Raw genomic sequence first — 21176 nt, 5'->3', positions numbered from 1 at the left:
GTGTGCCGATCAACGCACCGCGCGGGCCAGCGCCCGTCCGGCTTGCCTGCCGGAGAACAGGCAACCGCCGAGGAAGGTCCCTTCCAGCGCCCGGTACCCGTGCACCCCGCCGCCGCCGAACCCGGCGACCTCACCGGCCGCGTGGAGCCCGTCCAGCGGCTCGCCGGACTCGCGCAGCACCCGGCCGTCCAGGTCGGTCTCCAGCCCGCCGAGCGTCTTGCGGGTCAGGATCGACAGCCGGACGGCGATCAGCGGTCCGGCGGCCGGGTCGAGCAGCCGGTGCGGTTCGGCGACCCGGACGAGCCGGTCGACGGCGTACCGCCGGGCCGCCCGGATGGCGATGACCTGCTCGTCCTTGCCGAACCGGGAGTCGATCTGGCGGTCCCGGGCGAGCACCTCGCGTTCCACGTCGGCGAGGTCCAGCAGCGGCTCGCCGGTCAGCTCGTTCATGCCGCGCACCAGCTCGGGCAGGCTGCGCCGGACGACGAAGTCGGGGCCGCGGCGGACGAACTCGGCGACCGGCCCGGGTGTCCCGCCACCACCGCGCCGCAGCAACCGCCGCAGGTCCCGGTCGGTGAGATCGGGGTTCTGCTCGGAGCCGGACAGCGCGAACTCGCGGCTGATGATCCGCCGGTTGAGCACGAACCACGTGTAGTCGTAACCGGTCCGGGCGATGTGCGCCATGGTGCCGAGCGTGTCGAACCCGGGGAACAGCGGGGACGGCAGCCGGCGGCCCCGCGCGTCCAGCCACAGCGAGGACGGCCCGGGCAGGATCCGGATGCCGTGCGAACTCCACACCGGGTCGTAGTTGCGGATGCCCTCGGTGTAGTGCCACATCCGGTCGGAGTTGACGACGTGGCCCCCGGCGCGCGCGGCGACTTCGAGCATCCGACCGTCGACGTGGTCGGGGACTCCGGAGATCATGTGCTTCGGCGGCTCCCCGTACCGCTTCGGCCAGTTGCGCCGCACGAGGTCCAGGTTGCCGCCGATGCCGCCGGACGCGACCAGCACCGCCTGCGCGTGCAGCTCGAACTCGCCCGCGACGTCCCGGGAGCTCGGTTGACCGCGGTCGGCACCGCTCGACGCGAGCACCTCGCCGCGCACGCCCGTGACCGCTCCCCCGCTGGTGATCAGCTCGCTGACGCGGTGGCGGAACCGCAGCGAGGCCAGCCCCCGCCGCTCGCCTTCGCGGACGCGGTGCACGAACGGCTCCAGCACGCCGGGACCGGTTCCCCAGGTGATGTGGAACCGGGGCACCGAGTTGCCGTGCCCGGTGGCCAGGTATCCGCCGCGTTCGGCCCATTGCACCAGCGGGAAGAACCGCAACCCCTGCTCCCGCAGCCACGCCCGCTTCTCCCCGGACGCGAAGTCGACGTACGCCTCGGCCCACCGCCGGGGCCAGTGGTCCTCGGGCCGGTCGAACCCGGCCGAACCGAGCCAGTCCTGCCACGCCAGCTCGTGGGAGTCGCGGATGCCGAGCCTGCGCTGCTCGGGCGAGTCGACGAAGAACAGGCCGCCGAACGACCAGTGCGCCTGCCCGCCCAGGGAGGCTTCCGGTTCCTGGTCCAGCACGATGACGCGGCGACCCGCGTCGACCAGCTCCGCGGCGGCCACCAGACCCGCGAGCCCGGCCCCGACCACGATGACGTCAGCGTCGCTCATCCGCCGATCCTCCACCCTACCGATGGGTAACCGAGGTGTCTGTATACCGCAGTGGAAGCGGTGCGGGAAAGAGCGACCCCGGAACGGCGAAAACCACCCCAAGAGGGTGTATCCGGTCAGATCGCTGGCGTCGCGATCTTGACTTCGCCAACCTGGTGGCACCAGGCCGATTTCGTCGGCCGGCAGTTCGTTTTCCCGCTCACGAAGGGGTTTTCACCATGTCCACGCACGTGCTCACTCCTGCCCGCCGGTTCCGCCCGACCCGGTTCTCCCCCACCGGCCGGACCACGGCGCTCACCCTGCTGGTGCTCGCCTTCGGACTGTTCGGAGCGGGCTGGGTCAACGCCGCGCCGCCACCGGAAAAGCCTTGCCCCGCAGGGTCTTTCTGCGCCTGGTCGGGTGCGCGGTTCGACGGCGAGCGGCACGTCGCCGGGCTCCAGACCACCGCGGTCGAGACCTGCGTCGCGCTCCCCGAAGGACTGGAAGCCCGGTCGTTCCGGAACGACACCGGCAAGCCGGTGACGGTCTACCAGGATCCGACGTGCGCGACGAACGCGGAGTTCGCCACGTACCCGACGGGTTCGCAGGCGAACGACGCACCGTTCGTGGCCCGCGCCATCAAGATCTGGTCGCACTGAGCGAATGTCTTCGGGTTCCGCCACCGGCCCCGGCGCGCGGAAGCCCGAGGACGAGCTCTCAGCCGACCAGGCTCCGCATCAGGTCCAGCAGCCGTTCCGCGGACGAGGCCCAGGTGAACCGGCGGGCCTGTGCGAGCCCGGCTTCGACCAGATCCGACCGCGTGGCGGGATCTTCCACCGCGCGGACGGCGGCGGCGAACTCCTCCGGCGCACCGGCGTCGAAGAAGCTCGCGTGCCCGCCCGTCACCTCGCGGAAGATCTCCAGATCACTGCACACCACCGGCGTCCCCGCGTTCATCGCCTCGATGACGGGCAACCCGAAACCCTCGTCCCGGGAAGCGGTCACCAGGGCTGCGGCCCTGCCGAGCAGGTCCTGGTACTCGCTTTCCTCGATCCCCCGCCAGAAGACCACATCCGCGCCGGGCGGGAGGCTCCCCCGAAGTTCCGCCTCCCGTTCCGGCGCGATGCGGCTCACCAGGTGCAACCGGTACCCAGGAAGGTGCGCCATGCCAGCGATGAGCGTCTCCACGTTCTTGTACGGCATGAACGAACCCATGTACACGAGTTCCCGCGGTCCTCCCGCGGGCTCGGCCGCTGCGCCGCGGTCCGGGTGGTGCCCGGACGGCACCGGCACCGGCGGTGCATTGTGGACGACCGCAACGGGACGCCGGGTCAACCGGTGCTCGGCGATGAGCCGTTTGGTCGTCTCGCTGACGGTGACCACGGCATCGGCCCGGTTGAGCATGACGCGCTGCGGCCAGTACGCCTTGTGGTAGAGCCGCCACAGCACCCGGACCGGCAGCGGCAGGAATCCCGGCGGCTCCGGATGCCGGTAGTAGATCAGGTCGTGCAGCGTCAGCACGAGCCGGTACCGACGGCGGAACCCGCCGATGACCTGCAACGGGCTGAAAACCACGTCCGCACCCAGCCGGTGCAGCGTGCGCGACAGGAACAGCTCGCGCGGCGAGAACGGGCTGTTGACCTCCACGTGAGGCACGCCCGGCGGCAGCAGTCGGAGCTGCCGCTCGTCGTGAACCAACATCGTCACCGGATGGAGGTGGTGCAATGCCTCGATGAGGCTCGCCCCGTAGCGGCTGATGCCGTCGTGGTGGTCCGTGCGCGTCCAACGCGCGTCCACCACGACGTTCATCCCGCGCTCCTCGGCAGCATCCGCACCGCTGCCCCTCCCAGGCCCGCTCATGGTGCTCCGAGGAACCGCTGGATCGCCTCGGCCGCCGCGCCCGGGGTTTCGTAGTGCACGAGGTGTCCGACCTCGGGGATCACCACGAGCTCCGCGTTCGGCAGCCGGGCGGCCAGCGCCCGCTGACCGCCGACCGGGGCGATCTCGTCGGTCTCACCGGCGATCAGCAGCGTGCGCATCCGCAGCGCGTCCGCGTAGTCCGCGACGGTGCGCGTCACCGAGGCTTCGAAGGTCTCGCTGAGCAGTGCCGGGCTGTGGAAGCTGCTGAAGTGCTTCAGGTGGCTGTCGTCGATGAACCGGCGCAACTGCTTGTCCTTGGTGCGGGTCATGGCGCGGCTCGCGGCGAACACCACGAGCTTGTTCGCCAGCAGCGAGTGCCCCCACCGCGGCGGCAGGGCCTTGCCCAGCGCGTAGTAGGCCGACGTGAGCCCGGACAGGACCACGCGCGGCCCGCGCAGCGCGGGAGTGGCCAGCGGATTGACCAGCACCAGCCGGTGCACGAGTTCCGGAGCGCAGGAGGCGACATGCGCCGCGACCACCGAACCGAAGGAATGACCGAGCAGCACCAGCGGTTGCTCGCGGCCGCCGAGGCGTTCCATCAGCTCGGCCACCACCGCCGCGTAGCCGGGCACGTCGTGCCGGTGCCCGACCATCGGCTCGGAGGCCCCGAAACCGGGCAGGTCGGGGATCACCACGCAGCGGTCGGCCAGCCGCCCGGCGATCAGTTCGAGCCCGTGGTGGGTCCCGCGCAGACCGTGCACCATCAGCACGGTCCGCCGCGCGTCCTCCGCGAGTTCCGCGCGGTAGACCCAGTGGTGCAGCTCGGCGCCGCAGATCCGCGCGGTCCGCTCGGCCGGCCGCAGTCCTGGTGCGGTCATGGCACGTCCTCAGCTGGCCAGCTCGGCGCGGACCTCGTCGCGCTCCGAACTGCTCTCCGGGTCCATCACGTGGTGGTAGATCGCCTCGAACCGCGCGAGCACGGCGTCGATGTCGTGCTGGGACACCAAGCGCTCGCTGGCCGCGCCCATCCGGTCGATGGTCTCCCGGTCGTCGACGATGTCGTCGATCGCGCGGGCGAGCGCGTGCACGTCGCGCGGCGGGTACAACCACCCGTTCTGGCCCGGCTTGACCAGGTGCGGCAGTGCCATCGCGTTGGCCAGCACCACGGGCGTGCCAGCCGACATGGCCTCCATCGTCGCCAGGCTCTGCAGCTCGGCGATGCTGGGCATGCAGAACACGTCCGCGCGGGCGTAGGCGTCGAGCAGCTCCTCATCGCTGACGAAGCCCGCGAAGTGCACCCGGTCGGCGATGCCGAGTTCGGCGGCGAGCCGCTCGAACGCCGCGCGCCTGCTGCCGTCGCCCACGATCTCCAGCCGCGTGGCGGCCTGGGTGCGCAGCAGCGACATCGCCCGCAGCAGGTCGTCGATGTGCTTCTCCTCGTCCAACCGCCCGACGAACAGCACGGTCCGGACCTCCGGGTCCGGGTGGTGCTTGCGGAACTGCCGAGCCCGGCGCCGGTACCGGTCCACGTCGATGCCGCACGACACGGGCATCGCCGGGCGCGCGAAACCGTTGTCCCGGAGCAGTTGCACGGCACGCGGCGTCGGCGCGGTCACCAGCTGCGCCTTGCCGTAGTGCTTGACCAGGTTGTGCCACAGGATCCGCCCCGCGGCGTCCTGCAACGCCCGCGGCACCTTGATGTAGCCGAAGATGTTCTCCGGCATGAAGTGGTTCGTGGCGACCAGGCCGATACCGCGGCGCCGCGCCGAGTTGATCAGCCCGCGCCCGATGAAGAAGTGCGACTGGACGTGCACCACGTCCGGCTGGATCTCGGCGAGGAGCCGGTCCGCCCGCGCCGCCGCCTGCCAGGGCAGGCAGCCGCGGATCGTCGGGTGCAGCGGCGAGCCGTACGAAGCCGTGCGGTGCACCGTCACGCCGTTCTCGACGGCGACGTGCGGCTGCCGGTCGGTCGAGTGGCAGATCACGTGGACGTCGTGCCCGCGCTCGGCCAGGCCGGTGGCCAGGCGGTGCCCGAAGTTCGCCGCCCCGTTCACGTCGGGCGGGTAGGTCACCGCACCGACCACGATGCGGAGCGGACGCCTGCTGAACGGTTGCGAAGTCAAAGGGAACTCCCGTCAGGACGATCTGTCGAACTCGGTCCGGCGAGACCAGCGCCGCCGCTGACCGCCGCGGGCACTCGTCGTTCCTGGGTCTCGGGGTGGTATCGGGCCAGGGCGAACACCCCCGAGCACGCCACCGCCGCGCACAGGACCTCGCCGACCGCCGTCCACAGGCCGACGTGGTCGGCCTCGCCGAGCAGGCCGATGCCCAGGCCGACGGCCACCAGCGGGTCGATCACGGTGAGGCAGGCCACGACCAGGTCCGGGGGCCCGCTGGCGTACCCGTGCTGCAACAGCCAACCGCCCGCGAGGACCGCTGCACCGATCCCGAGCAGCGGCAGCAGGTTGATGTCCAGCAGGTCGACGCTGCCGTCCAGCTGCTGGACGACGGCCCGCATCAACAGGGACACGTACCCGTACGCCACCGCGCATCCGGCGGCGAAGAAGATGCACCGGATGCTCGACCGGGTCGCCACGGCCAGCACTCCCAGCACCAGCACGGCGCCGCTGACCAACTGGGTGGCCAACAGCTGGTCGGCCCCCGCCACCGGCGTCGCCGTCGCGCTCCCGGCGGCGAGCACCACGAAGGCGGCGACGCCGCCGGTCGCCGCCACCACCGCCCACAGCACGTGCGGGCTGATGTCCCGGGCGTGGATGCCCTGCTGCTTGAGGTTGAGCAGCACGGTGATCGGCAGGGCGATCACACCGACCGGCTGCACGACGCTCAGCGGCGCCAACCCCAGCGCGCAGGCGTGCAGCACGGCGCCGCTGCCGAGCGAGGCGAGCCCGAGCAGCCACCGGGTGTTGCGGACCAGCTGGGCCTGGTGGCGCAGGCCGAGTCCGCGGTCGCCGATCACGTCGTTCACGGCGGCGTGCTGGAGGCGAGCACCCAGCGCGTATCCGCAGGCACCGAGCGCGGCGAGGGCGACGGCGAGTGCAGTCATCGGGGACCACGCCCAACGGCGGTGGCCGGGTCGTGATGCACGGCGAGGTCAGTCCTTTTCACCAGGCAGCGGTCCTGTCCGACTAGCGGCCACCCTAGTGCGCGACGCAGCGTGCGCGGCGCCACCGAGCCGACCCGAGCGCCGAACCGGCCGATCGCCGCGCTGGGCCTCACCACCTGTGACCCCCGTCTTCGCTGTCCGTCCACACCGCTCAATCTCGTGTTCGCGGGCCGGTCCGACATCCGGGAGCCGACCCCCAATTTCCCTGAGACGTTCCAGGTTCGCACCCGGGGTGCGGCAGCGGCTCCGAGGGTTGCCGCAGACCCGGAACCGGGCCGCTGACGGCCTGGTCGACCTGCGACAACGACCGGCTGAGCCACCCTGACCCACCACCCGGGTCAACCGCGGGCCCGCCCCGGTGCGCCGATCGGCCGGTGCCGTCGGCCGCCGAATTGCGGACCCGGCGGAAACGCTGTCCGAATAAGCGTGAACCGATCCGGTGAACGAAAGCCGAAGATGCACCGAAACTGCGGGAAAGAACACTCCCTGCGCGAGCTCCGGAATCGGTGCTCCCGCACGCGAACGGGCCGTGCCGGACGCACCCCGCGCGTGCTCCTCTGCGCTGTCCGCCGGATACACGTGCACGACTGTAGAACAACGATGCTGAGGAGATTGTCAGCAACACTTCTCCCCCCGACGAGCACCGGCACCAGCCCCTCCGACCAGCTCGTACAGGTCGCCGGCCACCGCTGAGAACATCACCTCATCAGCACCAATACCGAACACTGGAGATCATCTCCAGAAGTCGATCGCGGTGAGCCGAACTACACCCGACAAAGATCATCTTCTCGTCTTCTTCGCGCACCGGAACAATTCGGCTACCAACCGTGATCGCGAGAGGCGGGCCGGAGATCGACGACACGGGTGAGACGATGGGCACGTGGCTGCCGATGCTGACGCCGCTGGTCGGCGCGGTCGGTCCGCCGGCCGGAACGGGGCGCGCACCGGTGGGGGCCTGGGCGACCGCCGTGCGAAGTGCGGCGTCGCGGTTGCGCTGGTGGGCGGCGCGCTGGTCGCGGCGCTGCTCGCCGCGGTCGGCACGGACGGCGGCACGGTTCCGGGAGTGCCGAACCCGGCGCCGATCGTGCACTTCGGACTGCCCGCCGCGCGGGTGCTGCTCGACCTGTCCGCGCTGGCCACGGTCGGGTTCGGCCTGCTCCCCCGGCTGTTGGGCCCGGACCGGCCCAAGCGCAGCGAACACGTCGTGGGCGCGGCCCGGCGCGCGAGCGTGATCAGTGCGCTCTGCTGGATGGTGTGCGCTCTGGTGTCGCTGGTGTTGCAGGCGAGGGAGCTGAGTCCGGGCAGCGCGCTGACGACGCGGTTGCTCGTCGGCTACGTGACGACGGTCCCGGGCGGGCTGGGCGCCGTGGCGAGCGCGGGAGTCGCCCTGTGCTGCGCGGTGCTCGGGCTGGCGGCGATGCGCTTCGGCGAGTCGGTCCCCGCCGAGCTGCGCACCGCCGTGGCCCTGCTCGGTCTCCTCCCGCTGCCGCTGACCGGCCATGCGACGGACTGGCGCTACCACGACCTCGGCATGATCTCGATGCAGCTGCACGTGATCGCCGCGGCGCTGTGGGCGGGCGGCCTCCTCGGGCTCGTGCTGTTCGCCGCGCCGCGCCGCGGGCTGCTCGCCTCGGCGTTGCCCCGCTTCTCGAAGCTGGCGACCGCCTTGATCGCCGTGGTGGCCGCATCCGGTCTGCTCAACGGCCTCGCCGAGCTGGTCAACACACCCGGCGTCGGCGCAGCGGACCTGGTGAGCACCGCCTACGGCCGCGTCGTGCTGCTCAAGATCGGGTGCATGGCGTTGCTGGCGGCCGTGTCCGCTCAGCTGCGCTTCCGCCTGCTCCCGCGCATCCAACGGCACCAGCGCACCGCGCTCGCCGGATGGGCGGCCGCGGAACTCGGCGTCATGGGCGTCGCGTACGGACTGGGCGCGGTGCTCTCCCGCGCGCCCGTGCTGGTCTGATCTCCCGTCGTCGAGCCCGGCCCCGGAAGGGTTCGGCAACGGGCCTTCGGCGCGAGTGCGGCCGACATCGGCACGCGACGCACCGAACGCCCGACGACGGGCGCTCAGCGCGGGATCCGGAGCACCTGGCCCACGTAGATCAGGTCCGGGTCGGAGATGCCGTTGGCCTGCGCGATGGCGCGCCAGTCGACGCCGAGCTTGGCGCCGATCCCGGACAACGTGTCGCCCGGCTGCACCACGTAGGTCTGCTGCGGCGGCGCCTGGGGAGGAGGCGGCGGAGCGGCGGCACCGGTGAGCACCGGGAGGTCGACCATCGACACGTTGAGGTCCGTATTGCCCCCGATGCCGGGAACCTGCCCGTCCGAGGCGTGCTGGTGGATGGCGACCCGGTCGGTCAGGTAACCGGGTTCCCCGGGTGGACGGCCGTAGTGCGCGACCCACAGGAACACTCCCGGGTCGACCCAGGAGTCGGTGCCGAGCTTGCTCTGGAACCAGGAGGCCGAGGCGTACACGACCACCTCGTGCCGACCGGTGCGACCGCGGATCTCGTCGATGAATCCCTTGACCCAGGCCGAGAGGTTCGCCCCGTCCTTTTCAATGTCCAGGCACGGCGGGAGGTTTCCGGCGGCGCTCGAATTCAGCCGGGCCAGCTGGGCGGCGAAGTCGGCGGCGTCCTGCTGCGGTGAATTCGTGTCCGGCCGGGCGAAGTGGTAGAGGCCGGTGACGAGTCCCGCGTTGCGGGCCCCGCCGAGCTGCGCGTCGACGGTGGGGCTCACATAGCCGACACCTTCGGTGCACTTGATGTAGGTGAAGGCATATCCGGCGCCGCGGACCGCCCCCCAGTCCGGTTCTCCCTGGAATTTCGAGACGTCGACGCCGGGAATGCGCGCGGCCATGATCAAACCCCCTGTTCGCGGCCCTCCTGCCCGGACCCAAACTATCGAAGACCAACATTCGGGCACTCCCGCCGTTCAGGTCAAGATCGCCACCCCATTGGACGATGCCCGCGCAATGCGCGCCGACCGGACGGCGCAATGTGTTGATCTTTCCGATGTTTCCGCTCCGCATTCGTGCTCGTTCGTGCGCCGCGCAAGCAATTCCATCACCGGGGTGGCGGTCACCGGACCGAGTGGCGCAGAGTGGGGGCCGGTTCCGGCAGGAACCACCCCAATGGCGGGCAACCTGGCGCTGAGCGGGACGTCTTCCCAACAGCAGAAGCCGCAGACGACCCCGCCGCAGGACGGGGATGGGAGGTGGTCTCCGTGACCCCGCGACGATTCGGGATCATCGGTGTGCGAACCCTGCAGGTGACCGGTGCACTGCTGGCCGTGGCCGCGATGGCGGGCTGCGGAGCGCGCCCCGCGCAGTCCGGCCAGGCCGCGGACTCGGCGCGACTGCCCGCCGCCAGCCCGGTCGAACCCGCCCCGGCAACGAGCGCCGCCGCTCCCGCCGCGCAGCAGGACGAGGCCCCGCAGCGCAACAGCGACGCGACGAGCTCCCGGCCCGCTTCCGACGACACCCAGGTGTCCCGCGCCGCGCAGGGGCGGCAGGCGCAGGCGGACCGCTGCCACACCTCGATGCTGACCGGAGCGGTCCAGCAAGCCGACGCCGGAGCGGGCCAGCGGTACGGCGAGCTGGTCCTGCGCAACACCAGCGACGAGACGTGCACGCTGTACGGCTACGGCGGCATGCAGCTGCTCGGCTCGGACGGCAAGGCGCTGCCCACGACCATGAAGCGCTCCCCGAACCCCGGCCCCTCGCTGATCCGGCTGGCCCCCGGGCAGTCGGCGCAGGCCACGCTGCACTGGACCGTGGTGCCGCACTCCGGTGAGCCGACCGACGGCCAGTGCCAGCCGACCCCGGTGCGCGCGTACGTCACCCCGCCCGACGAGACCGACCCGCTCACGGTGACCTGGAACCTGGGTCCGGTGTGCGGCTTCGGCTCCATCGACGGCAGCGCCTACCACCGCTGACACTGGCTCGATCGGCCGCCGTGTGCTGGGGTGGCCCCATGATCGAACCAACGGACAGTGAGGTCGTCGGCCGCGGTGGCGCACCGCTCGCGGTGCGGACGTGGACGGCGAGCAACCCCGGCTGGATCGCGCTGGTGGCGCACGGCTACGGCGAGCACTCCGGGCGCTACCAGTGGTTCGCCGAGCAGCTCGTCGGCGCTCGCGCGGTGGTGTGCGCACCGGACCACGTCGGGCACGGCCGCTCTCCGGGAGAGCGGGTGCTGATCTCCGACGCCGACACCGTGGTGGCCGACCTGGAGGAGGTCCGCAAGGACGTCTGCGCCGCGCACCCCGGCCTCCCGGTGGTGCTGGTCGGCCACTCGCTGGGCGGCATGTTCGCGGTCCGCTACGGGCAGCTGCACCAGCAGCACGTCGCCGCGGTCGTGCTGTCCGCCCCGGTGCTGGGCACCTGGCACGTGCTGGACCTGTTGGAGGACGCCGAAATCCCGGACACACCGATCGATCCGGACACGCTGTCCCGCGATCCGCAGGTGGGGCAGGACTACGTGGCCGATCCGCTGGTGTGGCACGGACCGTTCAAGCGGACGACGTTGCGGGCGATCGACGAGTGCCTGCAACGGATCAACGAGGGCCCGGCGCTGGAGCGCCCGACGCTGTGGCTGCACGGCGACGACGACGAGCTGGTTCCGGAGGCCGACACGCGCACCGGCATCGACCGCATCCGCGGCCGCGAGTTCCACGAGCACATCTACCCGGGCGCCCGGCACGAGCTGTTCAACGAGACGAACCGGAGCGAGGTCGTCAACGACGTCCTGACCTTCGTCGGGCGGCAGCTCAACTCCTGAATTTTATTATTCGCGAGTATTCGCCGCTCGTTCCAGCGATCAATACCTGATCGAGTGAGGCGTGTCGCTTGCGCAGTTGCAGGCAATCTCTCTCGGCCGCAGCGTGAAATCACTGGTGAGGGCGTCGACCCGGTGTGGTCGGCCACTGCGGACGAGCGAGGTTGTCATGAACGTCGAGCGCGCTCAGGACCTGATCGGCACCACGGTCGTCGACAACGAGGGCAACCGCATCGGCCGGGTGGGCAACGTCTACGTCGACGACGACACGCACCAGCCGGAGTGGGTCACCGTGCGGATCGGCCTGCTCGGCGTGCGGGAGATGTTCGTCCCGCTCGTCGGCGCCTCCACCGCCGAGGACCGGCTGCGCGTCGAGGTGTCGAAGGAGCGCGTCAAGAACGCCCCGCGGGTCGAGGCCGAACACGGCCACCTCTCCGACTCCGAGGGCCGTGACCTCTACCGCTACTACGGTCTCGAAGCCGACGATCCCGGCGCGGCCGATCAGCCGGAATGACGCGCGGCCGGATGCGGAAGAATGCCCCTCGCGATGGCTGAGGACACCGAACTCGACATGCTGATCACCGTCGTCGTGGCGGCCGATGACGAGCAGGCGGCGCGCACCGCCTGCCGCGACCTGGTGCACCGCACCGGCGGGCGGATCGTCGACTGCGCCGACTGCTCCGACGAGGAACCGGGATGCTGGGCGGTCGCGATCCGCCGCGACTGCGCGGAGTCCGGCAGGCACGTGGCCGCGCTGTCCCGCACCGTGCGCAACTTCCTGCGCGAGCTCGGGCCGGACTTCGCCCGGCACCGGGTGTCCTGCGAACCGCCGACCGCCTGGACGGTGGTCGACCACCCCGACCTGATGGGCGATCTGGTCGAGGGCGGCGAGCGGATGCTGGTCGAGGTGTGGTCCGACGGGCAGGTCCTGACCGGCCGAGTGTCGCAAGTGGACTCTTCGTCCGAATGAGGTAACCACGATCCAGCCGTGATCACGCAGCGTCGGTGAGCCGTGATCAACTTCGACGACCTGCCTGCGTGCTCGGTGAACGAGGACGCTAACTTGGTCGCAGAACAGCGAATTCGGCACGACTCGTGCGACCGGAGGGCCCGAGAAAACCATGGCAGGCGTCGAAGAGGTTCGCGCAGGTATCGCGCTGGCCAACCAGAAGTGCTCCGAGGGAGTCGCCGCGCTGCAGCAGGCGGCCCTCTCCCTGGAGGAGGCGCAGCAGGCTCTCACCACCGCCACCCAGGGCAGCACCCAGGAGGAGATCCAGCACGCCCAGGGCATGCTCGCCGAAGCGATCCACACCATCAACACCGTGCAGGGAACCGTGCACGCGAGCATCACCTCGGCCGAGAACTACGCGGGACGGCTGTGACGCCGTGTCGGCACTGGGCGAACTGATCGAGGCGTTGCGGCTGGTCGAGGAACGCCTCGACCAGGCCCGCGGGCAGCTCGCCGCCGGGCGCCGCGAGTTCGACGCGACCCGGGCGGCGCTGGCCAGGCTCGACCCGGAGCACCCCGAGAACGTCGTGCCGCCGGGGTTCGCCCGCGCGGACGACCAGCTCGAACGGACCCAGGAGCTCATCGAGCACGTGCAGGAGCTGCTCCGCACGTTCGCGTCCCGGCTGTGACGGCGGAATCCCGGCGGCTCCCGGGAGAATTCGGCCAACCGTCACCTGCACGGATTCGGCCCGCCCGACTCCCGGGTGGTACTTTGCTCACGGTCCGTGACACGTGTCCCGAGGTGGGGTGTGCGTAAACGCAACGAGCGACGTGGTCGCATCGAGGCAGCCTTCGAGCGACTCCGTTCCACCATCGCCACCGCCCTCGGCGCCGCTGAGAACGAGCACTCCCGCGTTGTCGCCGAATGCGCCCGGCAGGAGTTCGCGCTGCGCATCGCCCAGACCGGAGTGGCCGCCGCGGAACGCGATCCGGCGGAGATCACCGAGAGCCCGAACCCCGAGTTCGACGCGGCGCTGCGCGAGGCGTTGCGGGAGCGCGAGGAGGCGTTCGCCGAGTGGACCGCGCGCGGCCCGAGCGGTCTCGACGAGCTGGTGCGCGAGGCCGCGCCCGGTTCCGCCGGGCTGCCGTGGCGGGACTGGCTCGGCCAGGTGGGCGACGCGAACACGGCGATGCCGCCGCCGGAGCTGTGGCGGATCGGCACGGCGGTGGTGCCGGACTCGCCCGACCCGCGCCCGTTCCCGGCCGCGCTGCCGCTGCTCGACGAGTCGCACCTGCGGATCACCAGCACCGGCGCGTCCGACGACGTCGCCCAGGACCTGGTGCAGAACCTGCTGCTGCGGTTGATCAGCCACTTCCAGCCCGGGTTGGTGCGGATCCACGTCTGGGACGTCGCGCAGCTGACCGGGACGCTGCCCGGCCTGTACCCGCTGACCGGTGCCGGCCTGCTGACCGCGCACGACCCGACGCGGCTGGACGAGATGCTGGAAACGCTGTCGGACCAGATCCGGCGGATCCACACCAGCGCCCTGGCCGGTGGGCACACGTCGCTGCGAGCTCTCGCCGAGGCCGAAGGGCACCGATCCGAACCGTGGCGCGTCGCGGTGCTGTTCGGCGACGGCCAACCGCTGAAGGAGGAACAGCAGCAGCAGTTGCAGCGCATCGCGCGCAACGGGCTCGCCTGCGGCATCCAGCTCGTCGTCGTCGACCTGCCGCTGACCGTCAACAGCGCGATCGAGTCGGTCACGCTGCTCGGCAAGGACCTGGCGCGCACCAGCATGACCGGGCCCGCCGCCGAGGTCCGGCTCGACGAGGCCCCGCCGCGCGGTGAGGTCACCAAGGCGTGCGCGGAGATCGCGCGGGCCTTCGAGGCGCGTCGCGCCCGGGTGCGGACCTTCGACGACCTGGTTCCCGAGCAGCTGTGGGCCAACCGGTCGACGTCGGGGTTGCAGGCGCCGGTCGGCTTCGCCGAGGGCGAGCCGGTCTGGGTGACGCTCGGCGACGCCAGTCCGCACACGCTCATCGGCGGTCCCAGCGGATCCGGCAAGACGAACTTCCTGTACGGGATGCTCGGCGGGCTCGCCGCCCGCTACAGCCCCGACGAGCTGGAGCTCTACCTGCTGGACTTCAAGGAGGGCGTGTCCTTCGCCCAGTTCACCCCCGGCAAGCGGGATCCGAGCTGGCTGCCGCACGCCCAGCTGGTCGGGGTCAACGTCAACACCGACCGCGAGTTCGGCCTGGCACTGCTGCGGTTCCTGGCCGAGGAGATGCGCCGCCGCGCCGAGTCCGCCAAGCGGCACGAGGTCACCAAGCTGGAGGAGCTGCGCGCCGAGGACCCGGACGGGCGGTGGCCGCGGATCGTGGCGGTGATCGACGAGTTCCAGTACCTGTTCGCCGAGCGCGACACCGTCTCCGCGCAGGCCACGACGCTGTTGGAGGACGTGGCGCGGCGCGGCCGGTCGCAGGGCATCCACCTGGTGCTGGCCAGCCAGGACGTGTCCGGGATCGAGGCGTTCTGGGGCAAGCCGGCCATCTTCGAGCAGTTCATCCTGCGCATCGCGCTGCCGAAGGCGCGGCGGGTGCTCGCCGAGCAGAACCTCGCCGCGCTGGAGCTGCCGCGCTGGCACGCCGTGGTCAACCACGAGTCGGGCGTCAAGCACGGCAACGAGATCGCGCGCATCCCGGACGCCACCGCGAAGGACACCCTCGACAAGCTGCAAACCCGGTTGTGGGAGCGCTGGACGCGGGAAGCCGACGACCCGGTGCCGCCCCGGTTGTTCGACGGATCACTGCTGCCGTCTTTGTCCACAGTGGACAACTTCGCCGCGTTGCGACCGCCGACGCAGGTCCCGGGAGCGCTGCTGGGCCAGGTCATCGACGTCAACGGCACCGCGGCCACGGCACGCCTGGGCCGCTCTCCGGGGCGCAACATCGCGGTGATCGGCTCGGTGCAGCTCGACGCGACCAGCGTGCTCGGCGCCGCGGTGCTGTCCCTGGCTCGCCAGTACCGCCCCGGCGGGGTCTCGTTCACCATCGCCGGGCTGCTCGACGACGCCGAGGACGACGCCCGCCGGGTCGTCGGGACGTTGCGGTCCCAGGGCCACGACGTCGAGTTCACCGGGCTCGACGGGATCGAGGAGGCGCTGACCGGGATCGCCGGGTCGATCGACGGCCGGTCGGGCTCGGACGCCCCGCGCTTCCTGGTGCTCTACGCCGCCGACGCCGGTCAGACCCGCCTGGAGCAGAAGGACCCGCAGACCCGGGTGAGCGGGCTGGACCAGCTGCGCACGATCCTCAAGCAGGGCCCGGAGCGGGGCGTGCACGTGATCGGTTGGTGGCGCAGCGCGCAGCGGGTCAAGAACACCCTGGGCATGGGGCCGGTCGACGACATCGGCGCGTGGGTGGCCTTCGACGTGCACGGGCAGGAGCTGTCCCAGTTCGCCGCCGGGCAGGTGGTCAACTGGTCGCCCCGCGCGCGGCGCGGGCTGTTCTTCGACCGCTCGGTGCACTCGCGGCCCGAGGTGGTGCTGCCGTTCGACCTCGACGACCTGGTGGACCGCGGACCCGCGGTGCCCACTCCGCGGGAGTCGACGGACGAGCGCAGCGGGGCACGGGAGGAAGCCGGTGAGTGAGCGGAACCCGGCGTCGGCCCGGTACCGGGAGCTGACCGACCTGGCCAACAGCGCGGCGGAGCGGCAGCGCAGAGCGGAGAACGAGCGCGCCGACGAGCTGACCAAGGTCGTCGCGGCCGGGCAGCAGCGCATCAAGGAAGCCGACGAGGCCCGCGCGCAGGCCGTTTCCGACGTGCGGCGCAGCTGGCACGCCGCGATGGAGAAGCTGTGGCACGAGAAGTGGATGCGGGTCAGCGGAATGCCCGAACCGGACCTCGACGCGCCACCCGCCACCCCGGAGGAGTCGCGCCGGGCGGTCCAGGAAGCGCTGCTGGCGCTCGTCGACTCGGTCAGCAAGCAGCGCGGTTCACTGCTGCCCCGGCGCCGGAAGTCATCGGCGGTCCCGGACCGCGACGACGACGGGGCATGATCGGTGCATGCACGAGTTGCGCTCCCCTGCCGAGGTGGCCGAGGCCACCGGTGACCTGGTGGTCCGCTGGGCCGCCCAGGCGCTGACCCAGGACTACCCGCACGAGCGGGGCGCGGCCTGGCGGCTCGGCGAGGCGGTCGCGGTGCACGCGCCGGAGCTGAACCGCAACGACCGGCTGGTGTTCACCGGACCCGCCGACGACGCGGCCGAACTGCTCTCCCGCACGATGCCGTCGCTGGCCGGCGAGCGGCTGCGGCCGCTGGCCGCGACGGCGCTGGCGCACCAGGTCGCGACCCGGCTCGACCTGCGGGTCCGGGCGACGTTCGGCTGGATGCACCTCGTCGCGGAGCCGCCCACCGCGCCGGCACCGGACGTCGAGTGGCTGGCGCCGAGCGACGAGGAGGCCGTCACCTGCCTGCTGCGCAAGGCGAATCCGCGCTCCTACGTGTTCCCGGACGATCCGGGCGCCCGGCGGTGGGCGGGTGTGCGGGACGCCGACGGGGAACTGCTCGCCGTCGGTGCGGACACCTGGCCCGCGCCCGGCGTCCGGTTCATCGCCGGGGTGGCCACCCATCCCGACCACCGCGGACGCGGACTGTCCACATCGGTCTGCGCGTTCCTGACCCGGGAACTGGCCCGGGAGGGCGCCGTGACGCTGATGGTCGACGCCGACAACACCGCAGCGCTGAAGGTGTACCGGAGACTGGGGTTCCGCTACCGGTCCGTCACCGCGCTGGCGCGATGAGCTTGCCCGGGTTGAGGATTCCGGTCGGGTCGACGGCGTTCTTCGCCGCCGCGAGCACCACCTCGCCGACGGCGCCGATCTCCTCGCCGAGCCACGGCAGGTGATCGGCGCCCACCGCGTGGTGGTGGGTGATCGTGCCCCGCCCGGCGATGGCGTCGCCCGCGGCCCGCTTCGCGCGCTGCCACTGCCCGACCGGGTCGTCGGCGTCGCGGGCGGCCAGCACGGTGAAGTACAGCGACGCCCCGGTCTCGTAGGCGTGCGAGACGTGGCACATCACGACCGGCGCCCTGCCGCGGCTGGTGAGGGTCCGCACCAGCGCGGTCCGCACCGCGGAGCGCAGTTCTCCCAGCCCGGCCCAGTTCGTCGCGGTTTCCAGCGTTTCCACGCAGACCCCGCGGTCCAGCAGCGCGTCCCGTTGGCGCGGCCCGGAGAAGCGGTGCGAACGCCACGCCTCGCCGGGTGCGCGCCCCAACCGGACGTGCCGGTGCCCGCGCAGCGCCGCGAGGGTCAGCTCCCGACGCTGCTTCAGCTCCTCGCGGGACGCCGCGTCCCAGCCGAGCACCAGCAGGCACGGGCGCCGGATTCCCCTGGCGCGCAGGAACGTCCGCAGTGCACCGGCTTTCGCGCCGCCGGACATCTCCAGCTGGACCTCGGTTTCGTCCACATCGGACAGCCGGGTGACGTCGGCCAGCACCCGGGACTGGGCGAGCGCGCGGACGGCGTCCGCACCGGACTGCCAGTCGTCGAACACCAGCGCCTCGTACCGGCTCCGCTCCGGGGCCGGGCGCACCCGCAGCGCGACCTCGGTGATCACCCCGAGGGAACCCTCGCTGCCCACGGCGAGCTGCCGCAGATCGGGACCGGCGGCGGAGGCGGGTGCCGCGCCGAGGCGCCACTCGCCCGCGGGCGTGGCCAGTCGCACCCCCTGCACCATGTCCTCGAACCGGCCGTACCCCGCCGACGCCTGGCCGGCCGACCGCGTGGCCGCGAAACCGCCGATGGTGGCCCGCTCGTAGGACTGCGGGAAGTGGCCGAGGGTGAAACCGTGGGCCGCCAGCAGGGATTCCAGTTCCGGTGCGCGCATCCCCGCCTGCACCACGGCGATTCGCGACACCGGATCGACCGACACCAGGCGGTCCAGGCGGCACAGGTCGAGGGCGAGCACGGCCGGCTTGTCACCGCGCAGCGCGGCCACCCCGCCGACCACCGAGGTGCCACCGCCGAACGGCACCACCGCGATGTCGTGCCGCGCGCAGCACTCCAGGACCTGCTGCACCTGGGCCGGGTCGGCGGGCAGCACCACGCCGTCGGGCACCGCGAACGCCAGCCCGTCCCGGCGGCGGACGAGGTCCTGGTAGGACAGGCCGCCCGCGCGTCCCAGCCGCTCGGCGGCGCCGGTGCGCACGTGCTGCTCGCCGACGACGGACGCCAGGTCCGCGCGCGCCGCCTCCGGCAGGGCGCTCGACGGGGCGTCGAGCAGCGACGCCGGGACGGCCGGGGTGGTGGTCTCGGCGAGTCCGATGCGCTGGCGCAGCCAGCGCAGGGCGTGTGCCGACAACGGCGCGGCAGCGGCACCCGATGGGGTCCAGCCGCCGCGGAGGGTGTGCTCGATCAGCCCGCTCACCAGTACAGTGTTACACATGACCTCGCAGTGTCACAGCACTCCGCAGTGTCACAGCACTCGCCCGGCGCCGAACCGCGTCGGGGAGGCGGAACTGCTGGCAGCGGCCCGGGAATGCGTCCTCGCCGACGGCCTGCGGCGCACCACGCTCGCCGGCGTCGCGCGCCGCGCGGGTGTCAGCCGGATGACGCTGTACCGCAGGTTCCCGGACGTGGACAGCCTGGTGACCGCGCTGATCACCGCCGAGTTCACCGCGATCCTGCACCGGGCCCGGGACGCGGCGGGCGACGGCAGCGCCCGGGAACGACTGGTCGCGGGCACCGTCCACGCCGTTCGGCTGTTGCAGTCGGCACCGCTGCTGCGGCGGGTGCTGCGCACCGACGCCGAGCTCCTGCTGCCCTACCTCGTCGAACGCCTCGGCAGCACCCAGCTCGCCGCCGAGGGGTTCCTCCGGGAGCACGTCGCCCACGGCCACGCCGACAAGTCCATCCGCGCCGGCGACCCGCCCGTCCAGGCGCGGGCGCTGCTGCTCATGGTCCAGTCCTTCGTGGTGTCTGCGGTGCCCGCCGCCCAGGACGACCCCACCGCCCTCAACGACGAACTCGCCCGCATGCTCGACGCCGCTCTCGCCCCCTGACCACCGCAGACCCGCCGGAGTCGCCATGACCACCACTCCCCTGCCCGCCGGTTCGCTGCGCGCCACGTCGCTCAACGCCGCGCGGCGGACCGCCGATCTGTCCGCCGTGGCCGAGGAAGCGGTCGACCTGCTCGTCGTGGGCGGCGGTGTGACCGGCGTCGGGGTGGCGTTGGACGCCGCCGCGCGCGGCCTGTCGGTCGCGCTCGTGGAAGCCGAGGACCTCGCCTGGGGCACGTCCCGCTGGTCCAGCAAGCTCGTCCACGGCGGCCTGCGGTACCTCGCGCACGGCGACGTCGCGCTGGCCCGCGAAAGCGCGGTGGAGCGCAGCGTGCTGATGACCCGCACGGCACCACACCTGGTCCGCACGCTTCCGCAGCTCATCCCGCTGCACCGCGGCGTCTCGCGGCGCTCCGAGCTGGTGCTGTCCGCGGGCCTGCACGCCGGGGACGCGCTGCGCCGCAGCGCGCGCACCCCGTCGGACGTGCTCCCGGCGCCGCGGCGGATTCCCGCCGCCGAAGCGCTCGCGCTGGTGCCCGGCGTCCGCGCCGCCGGGTTGCGCGGCGGGCTGCTCGGCTTCGACGGCCAGCTCGTCGACGACGCGCGGCTGGTCGTCGCGCTGGCGCGCACCGCAGCGGGCTTCGGCGCGCGGATCCTCACCCGCGTCCGGGTCGACGCCGTCGACGGGGGCGGTGCCGACGCGGTGGACCGGGCCAGCGGGGAGCAGCTGCGGCTGCGCGCCCGCGCGGTGGTGAACGCGACGGGCGTCTGGGCCGGCGAGCTGGCCGGCGAGGTGCGGTTGCGCCCGTCGCGGGGTTCGCACCTGGTGGTCGACGCGGACGCCGCCGGGCTCTCGGGAACGGCCCTGGTGACACCGGTCCCCGAGGAGTCGGGCCGGTTCCTGCTGCTCGTCCCGCAGCCCGACGGCCGGGCGCTGCTGGGGCTGACCGACGAGCCGGTGCCGGGGCCGATCCCGTCCGTCCCCGAGGTGCCGGAGTCCGATGTGGACTTCCTGTTGAGCGCGGTCCGCGACGTGCTCGGGAGTCCACTGCAACGCCGCCACGTGCTCGGGTCGTTCGCCGGGCTGCGCCCGCTGCTGGAGAACCCGCCGGGGCGCGGCGGGCGGCGCGGGAGCGGCACCGCGGACCTCTCCCGCAGGCACGCGGTCCTGACCTCGCCGGACGGCGTCGTCACGGTCGTCGGCGGCAAGCTCACCACCTACCGCCGGATGGCCGCCGACGCCGTCGACGCCGCGGTGGCGGCGCGCGGCCTGGCGGCCGGACCCTCGCGCACCCGCGCGATCGCGCTGGTCGGTGCGGCGGACCGGGACCACCTCGCGGACGTCGAGGCCGAACCGCGCCTGGTCGCCAAGTACGGCACCGAGGCGGCCCGGGTGGCCGCGCTCGCCGAGCTCGACGCCGAGCTGGCCGAGCCGGTGGCGCCCGGACTGCCGCTGAGCGCGGCGGAAGTGCTGTGGGCGGTGCGCCACGAGGGCGCGCTGGACGCCGCCGACGTGCTCGACCGCCGCTGCCGCGTCGGCCTCGTCGCCGCCGAGCGGGAGGCGGCGCTGCCCGCGGTCGAGAACCTGGTGGAACGGGCCCTGCGCGGCGTCGACGGCTGAGCTGAGAGCCTGTCTTCGAACTCGTTGTGCGAGGCGGTGCCGGAAGCGGAACCTCAGCGGCCGTCTCGACTGCGGAAGCCCCTCCTGATGTATGCCCACCTCGTGCGCGGGTGCGCGCCAGTGCCGGTGGCGGATCCCTGAGAA

20 protein-coding genes are annotated in these 21176 nt (G+C 72.4%); 13 read left to right on the top strand and 7 right to left on the bottom strand.

What is annotated here, in order from left to right:
- Positions 1–9: 9 nt before the first annotated feature.
- Positions 10–1662, bottom strand: coding sequence for an FAD-binding dehydrogenase (locus NV263_RS02885; RefSeq protein WP_263250855.1), 1653 nt, complete (start codon positions 1660–1662; stop codon positions 10–12).
- A 218-nt stretch (positions 1663–1880) separates the two neighbouring features.
- Between NV263_RS02885 and NV263_RS02880 the strand changes: the two genes are divergently transcribed.
- On the top strand, positions 1881–2300 hold the full coding sequence (locus NV263_RS02880; protein WP_263250854.1) for a peptidase inhibitor family I36 protein: 420 nt from the start codon (positions 1881–1883) through the stop codon (positions 2298–2300).
- A 58-nt stretch (positions 2301–2358) separates the two neighbouring features.
- Here NV263_RS02880 and NV263_RS02875 read toward each other — a convergent pair whose 3' ends face one another.
- Genes NV263_RS02875 through NV263_RS02860 form a run of 4 tightly spaced genes read right to left on the bottom strand, consistent with a single transcriptional unit; the run spans position 2359 to position 6565 of the window.
- Entirely contained in the window at positions 2359–3450 is a 1092-nt protein-coding gene (locus NV263_RS02875) for a glycosyltransferase family 4 protein (protein WP_263250852.1), read from the bottom strand.
- A gap of 47 nt (positions 3451–3497) precedes the next feature.
- Positions 3498–4379 carry an alpha/beta fold hydrolase gene (locus tag NV263_RS02870; RefSeq protein ID WP_263250851.1) on the bottom strand — a complete coding sequence of 294 codons (882 nt, stop codon included), beginning with the start codon at positions 4377–4379 and terminating at the stop codon, positions 3498–3500.
- Positions 4380–4388: 9 nt separating this feature from the next.
- Positions 4389–5624 carry a glycosyltransferase gene (locus NV263_RS02865; protein WP_263250850.1) on the bottom strand — a complete coding sequence of 412 codons (1236 nt, stop codon included), beginning with the start codon at positions 5622–5624 and terminating at the stop codon, positions 4389–4391.
- The gene (locus NV263_RS02860) at positions 5621–6565 is read right to left on the bottom strand and encodes a DMT family protein (RefSeq protein ID WP_263250848.1); all 945 of its coding nucleotides are present in this window, start codon (positions 6563–6565) and stop codon (positions 5621–5623) included. The genes NV263_RS02865 and NV263_RS02860 overlap by 4 nt, the downstream gene beginning before the upstream one ends.
- A 940-nt stretch (positions 6566–7505) precedes the next feature.
- Between NV263_RS02860 and NV263_RS02855 the strand changes: the two genes are divergently transcribed.
- Positions 7506–8588 carry a copper resistance D family protein gene (locus tag NV263_RS02855; RefSeq protein WP_263250847.1) on the top strand — a complete coding sequence of 361 codons (1083 nt, stop codon included), beginning with the start codon at positions 7506–7508 and terminating at the stop codon, positions 8586–8588.
- A 104-nt stretch (positions 8589–8692) separates the two neighbouring features.
- On the opposite strand, the gene NV263_RS02850 is transcribed toward NV263_RS02855, so the two are convergent.
- Positions 8693–9484, bottom strand: coding sequence for a GH25 family lysozyme (locus NV263_RS02850; RefSeq protein WP_263250845.1), 792 nt, complete (start codon positions 9482–9484; stop codon positions 8693–8695).
- A 366-nt stretch (positions 9485–9850) separates the two neighbouring features.
- Between NV263_RS02850 and NV263_RS02845 the strand changes: the two genes are divergently transcribed.
- The 9 genes from NV263_RS02845 (at position 9851) to NV263_RS02805 (ending at position 17156) form a co-directional block, all read left to right on the top strand.
- A complete protein-coding gene (locus tag NV263_RS02845; protein WP_263250843.1) occupies positions 9851–10561 on the top strand; it encodes a DUF4232 domain-containing protein in 711 nt (236 codons plus the stop codon).
- Positions 10562–10599: 38 nt separating this feature from the next.
- Entirely contained in the window at positions 10600–11406 is an 807-nt protein-coding gene (locus NV263_RS02840; protein ID WP_263250842.1) for an alpha/beta hydrolase, read from the top strand.
- 166 nt (positions 11407–11572) lie between these two features.
- The gene (locus NV263_RS02835) at positions 11573–11917 is read left to right on the top strand and encodes a PRC-barrel domain-containing protein (protein ID WP_263250840.1); all 345 of its coding nucleotides are present in this window, start codon (positions 11573–11575) and stop codon (positions 11915–11917) included.
- 33 nt (positions 11918–11950) lie between these two features.
- The gene (locus tag NV263_RS02830) at positions 11951–12373 is read left to right on the top strand and encodes a hypothetical protein (RefSeq protein ID WP_263250838.1); all 423 of its coding nucleotides are present in this window, start codon (positions 11951–11953) and stop codon (positions 12371–12373) included.
- Positions 12374–12524: 151 nt separating this feature from the next.
- A complete protein-coding gene (locus NV263_RS02825; protein WP_263250836.1) occupies positions 12525–12785 on the top strand; it encodes a hypothetical protein in 261 nt (86 codons plus the stop codon).
- 4 nt (positions 12786–12789) lie between these two features.
- The gene (locus NV263_RS02820) at positions 12790–13041 is read left to right on the top strand and encodes a hypothetical protein (RefSeq protein WP_263250835.1); all 252 of its coding nucleotides are present in this window, start codon (positions 12790–12792) and stop codon (positions 13039–13041) included.
- A 120-nt stretch (positions 13042–13161) separates the two neighbouring features.
- Complete coding sequence (locus NV263_RS02815) at positions 13162–16002, top strand: FtsK/SpoIIIE domain-containing protein (RefSeq protein ID WP_263250833.1); 2841 nt, start codon at positions 13162–13164, stop codon at positions 16000–16002.
- Positions 15995–16411 carry a hypothetical protein gene (locus NV263_RS02810; RefSeq protein ID WP_263250831.1) on the top strand — a complete coding sequence of 139 codons (417 nt, stop codon included), beginning with the start codon at positions 15995–15997 and terminating at the stop codon, positions 16409–16411. Before NV263_RS02815 ends, NV263_RS02810 begins: the two co-directional genes overlap by 8 nt.
- 7 nt (positions 16412–16418) lie before the next feature.
- The gene (locus NV263_RS02805; protein ID WP_263250830.1) at positions 16419–17156 is read left to right on the top strand and encodes a GNAT family N-acetyltransferase; all 738 of its coding nucleotides are present in this window, start codon (positions 16419–16421) and stop codon (positions 17154–17156) included.
- On the opposite strand, the gene NV263_RS02800 is transcribed toward NV263_RS02805, so the two are convergent.
- Positions 17137–18780 carry an FAD-binding oxidoreductase gene (locus NV263_RS02800; RefSeq protein WP_263250829.1) on the bottom strand — a complete coding sequence of 548 codons (1644 nt, stop codon included), beginning with the start codon at positions 18778–18780 and terminating at the stop codon, positions 17137–17139. The two genes, NV263_RS02805 and NV263_RS02800, sit on opposite strands and share 20 nt — an antisense overlap.
- Before the next feature lie 16 nt (positions 18781–18796).
- Between NV263_RS02800 and NV263_RS02795 the strand changes: the two genes are divergently transcribed.
- Together NV263_RS02795 and NV263_RS02790 are read left to right on the top strand one after the other, a co-directional pair.
- Positions 18797–19414, top strand: a complete 618-nt coding sequence (locus tag NV263_RS02795; protein ID WP_263250828.1) for a TetR/AcrR family transcriptional regulator — start codon at positions 18797–18799, stop codon at positions 19412–19414.
- 25 nt (positions 19415–19439) lie between these two features.
- Complete coding sequence (locus NV263_RS02790) at positions 19440–21032, top strand: glycerol-3-phosphate dehydrogenase/oxidase (RefSeq protein WP_263250827.1); 1593 nt, start codon at positions 19440–19442, stop codon at positions 21030–21032.
- Positions 21033–21176: the final 144 nt, after the last annotated feature.

This window comes from Saccharopolyspora rosea, from assembly GCF_025643595.1.
Taxonomy (GTDB): domain Bacteria; phylum Actinomycetota; class Actinomycetes; order Mycobacteriales; family Pseudonocardiaceae; genus Saccharopolyspora; species Saccharopolyspora rosea.
The sequence above is the reverse complement of the archived record's forward strand: the minus strand, read 5'-3'. Positions and strand labels throughout refer to the sequence as shown.

Excerpts from the sequence above, each read along its gene's own strand:
- NV263_RS02885 (WP_263250855.1), bottom strand. The coding sequence starts at position 1,662 with ATGAGCGACGCTGACGTCATCGTGGTCGGGGCCGGGCTCGCGGGTCTG.
- NV263_RS02880 (WP_263250854.1), top strand. The coding sequence starts at position 1,881 with ATGTCCACGCACGTGCTCACTCCTGCCCGCCGGTTCCGCCCGACCCGG.
- NV263_RS02875 (WP_263250852.1), bottom strand. The coding sequence starts at position 3,450 with ATGAACGTCGTGGTGGACGCGCGTTGGACGCGCACGGACCACCACGAC.
- NV263_RS02870 (WP_263250851.1), bottom strand. The coding sequence starts at position 4,379 with ATGACCGCACCAGGACTGCGGCCGGCCGAGCGGACCGCGCGGATCTGC.
- NV263_RS02860 (WP_263250848.1), bottom strand. The coding sequence starts at position 6,565 with ATGACTGCACTCGCCGTCGCCCTCGCCGCGCTCGGTGCCTGCGGATAC.
- NV263_RS02850 (WP_263250845.1), bottom strand. The coding sequence starts at position 9,484 with ATGGCCGCGCGCATTCCCGGCGTCGACGTCTCGAAATTCCAGGGAGAA.
- NV263_RS02840 (WP_263250842.1), top strand. The coding sequence starts at position 10,600 with ATGATCGAACCAACGGACAGTGAGGTCGTCGGCCGCGGTGGCGCACCG.
- NV263_RS02835 (WP_263250840.1), top strand. The coding sequence starts at position 11,573 with ATGAACGTCGAGCGCGCTCAGGACCTGATCGGCACCACGGTCGTCGAC.
- NV263_RS02830 (WP_263250838.1), top strand. The coding sequence starts at position 11,951 with ATGGCTGAGGACACCGAACTCGACATGCTGATCACCGTCGTCGTGGCG.
- NV263_RS02825 (WP_263250836.1), top strand. The coding sequence starts at position 12,525 with ATGGCAGGCGTCGAAGAGGTTCGCGCAGGTATCGCGCTGGCCAACCAG.
- NV263_RS02805 (WP_263250830.1), top strand. The coding sequence starts at position 16,419 with ATGCACGAGTTGCGCTCCCCTGCCGAGGTGGCCGAGGCCACCGGTGAC.
- NV263_RS02795 (WP_263250828.1), top strand. The coding sequence starts at position 18,797 with ATGACCTCGCAGTGTCACAGCACTCCGCAGTGTCACAGCACTCGCCCG.
- NV263_RS02790 (WP_263250827.1), top strand. The coding sequence starts at position 19,440 with ATGACCACCACTCCCCTGCCCGCCGGTTCGCTGCGCGCCACGTCGCTC.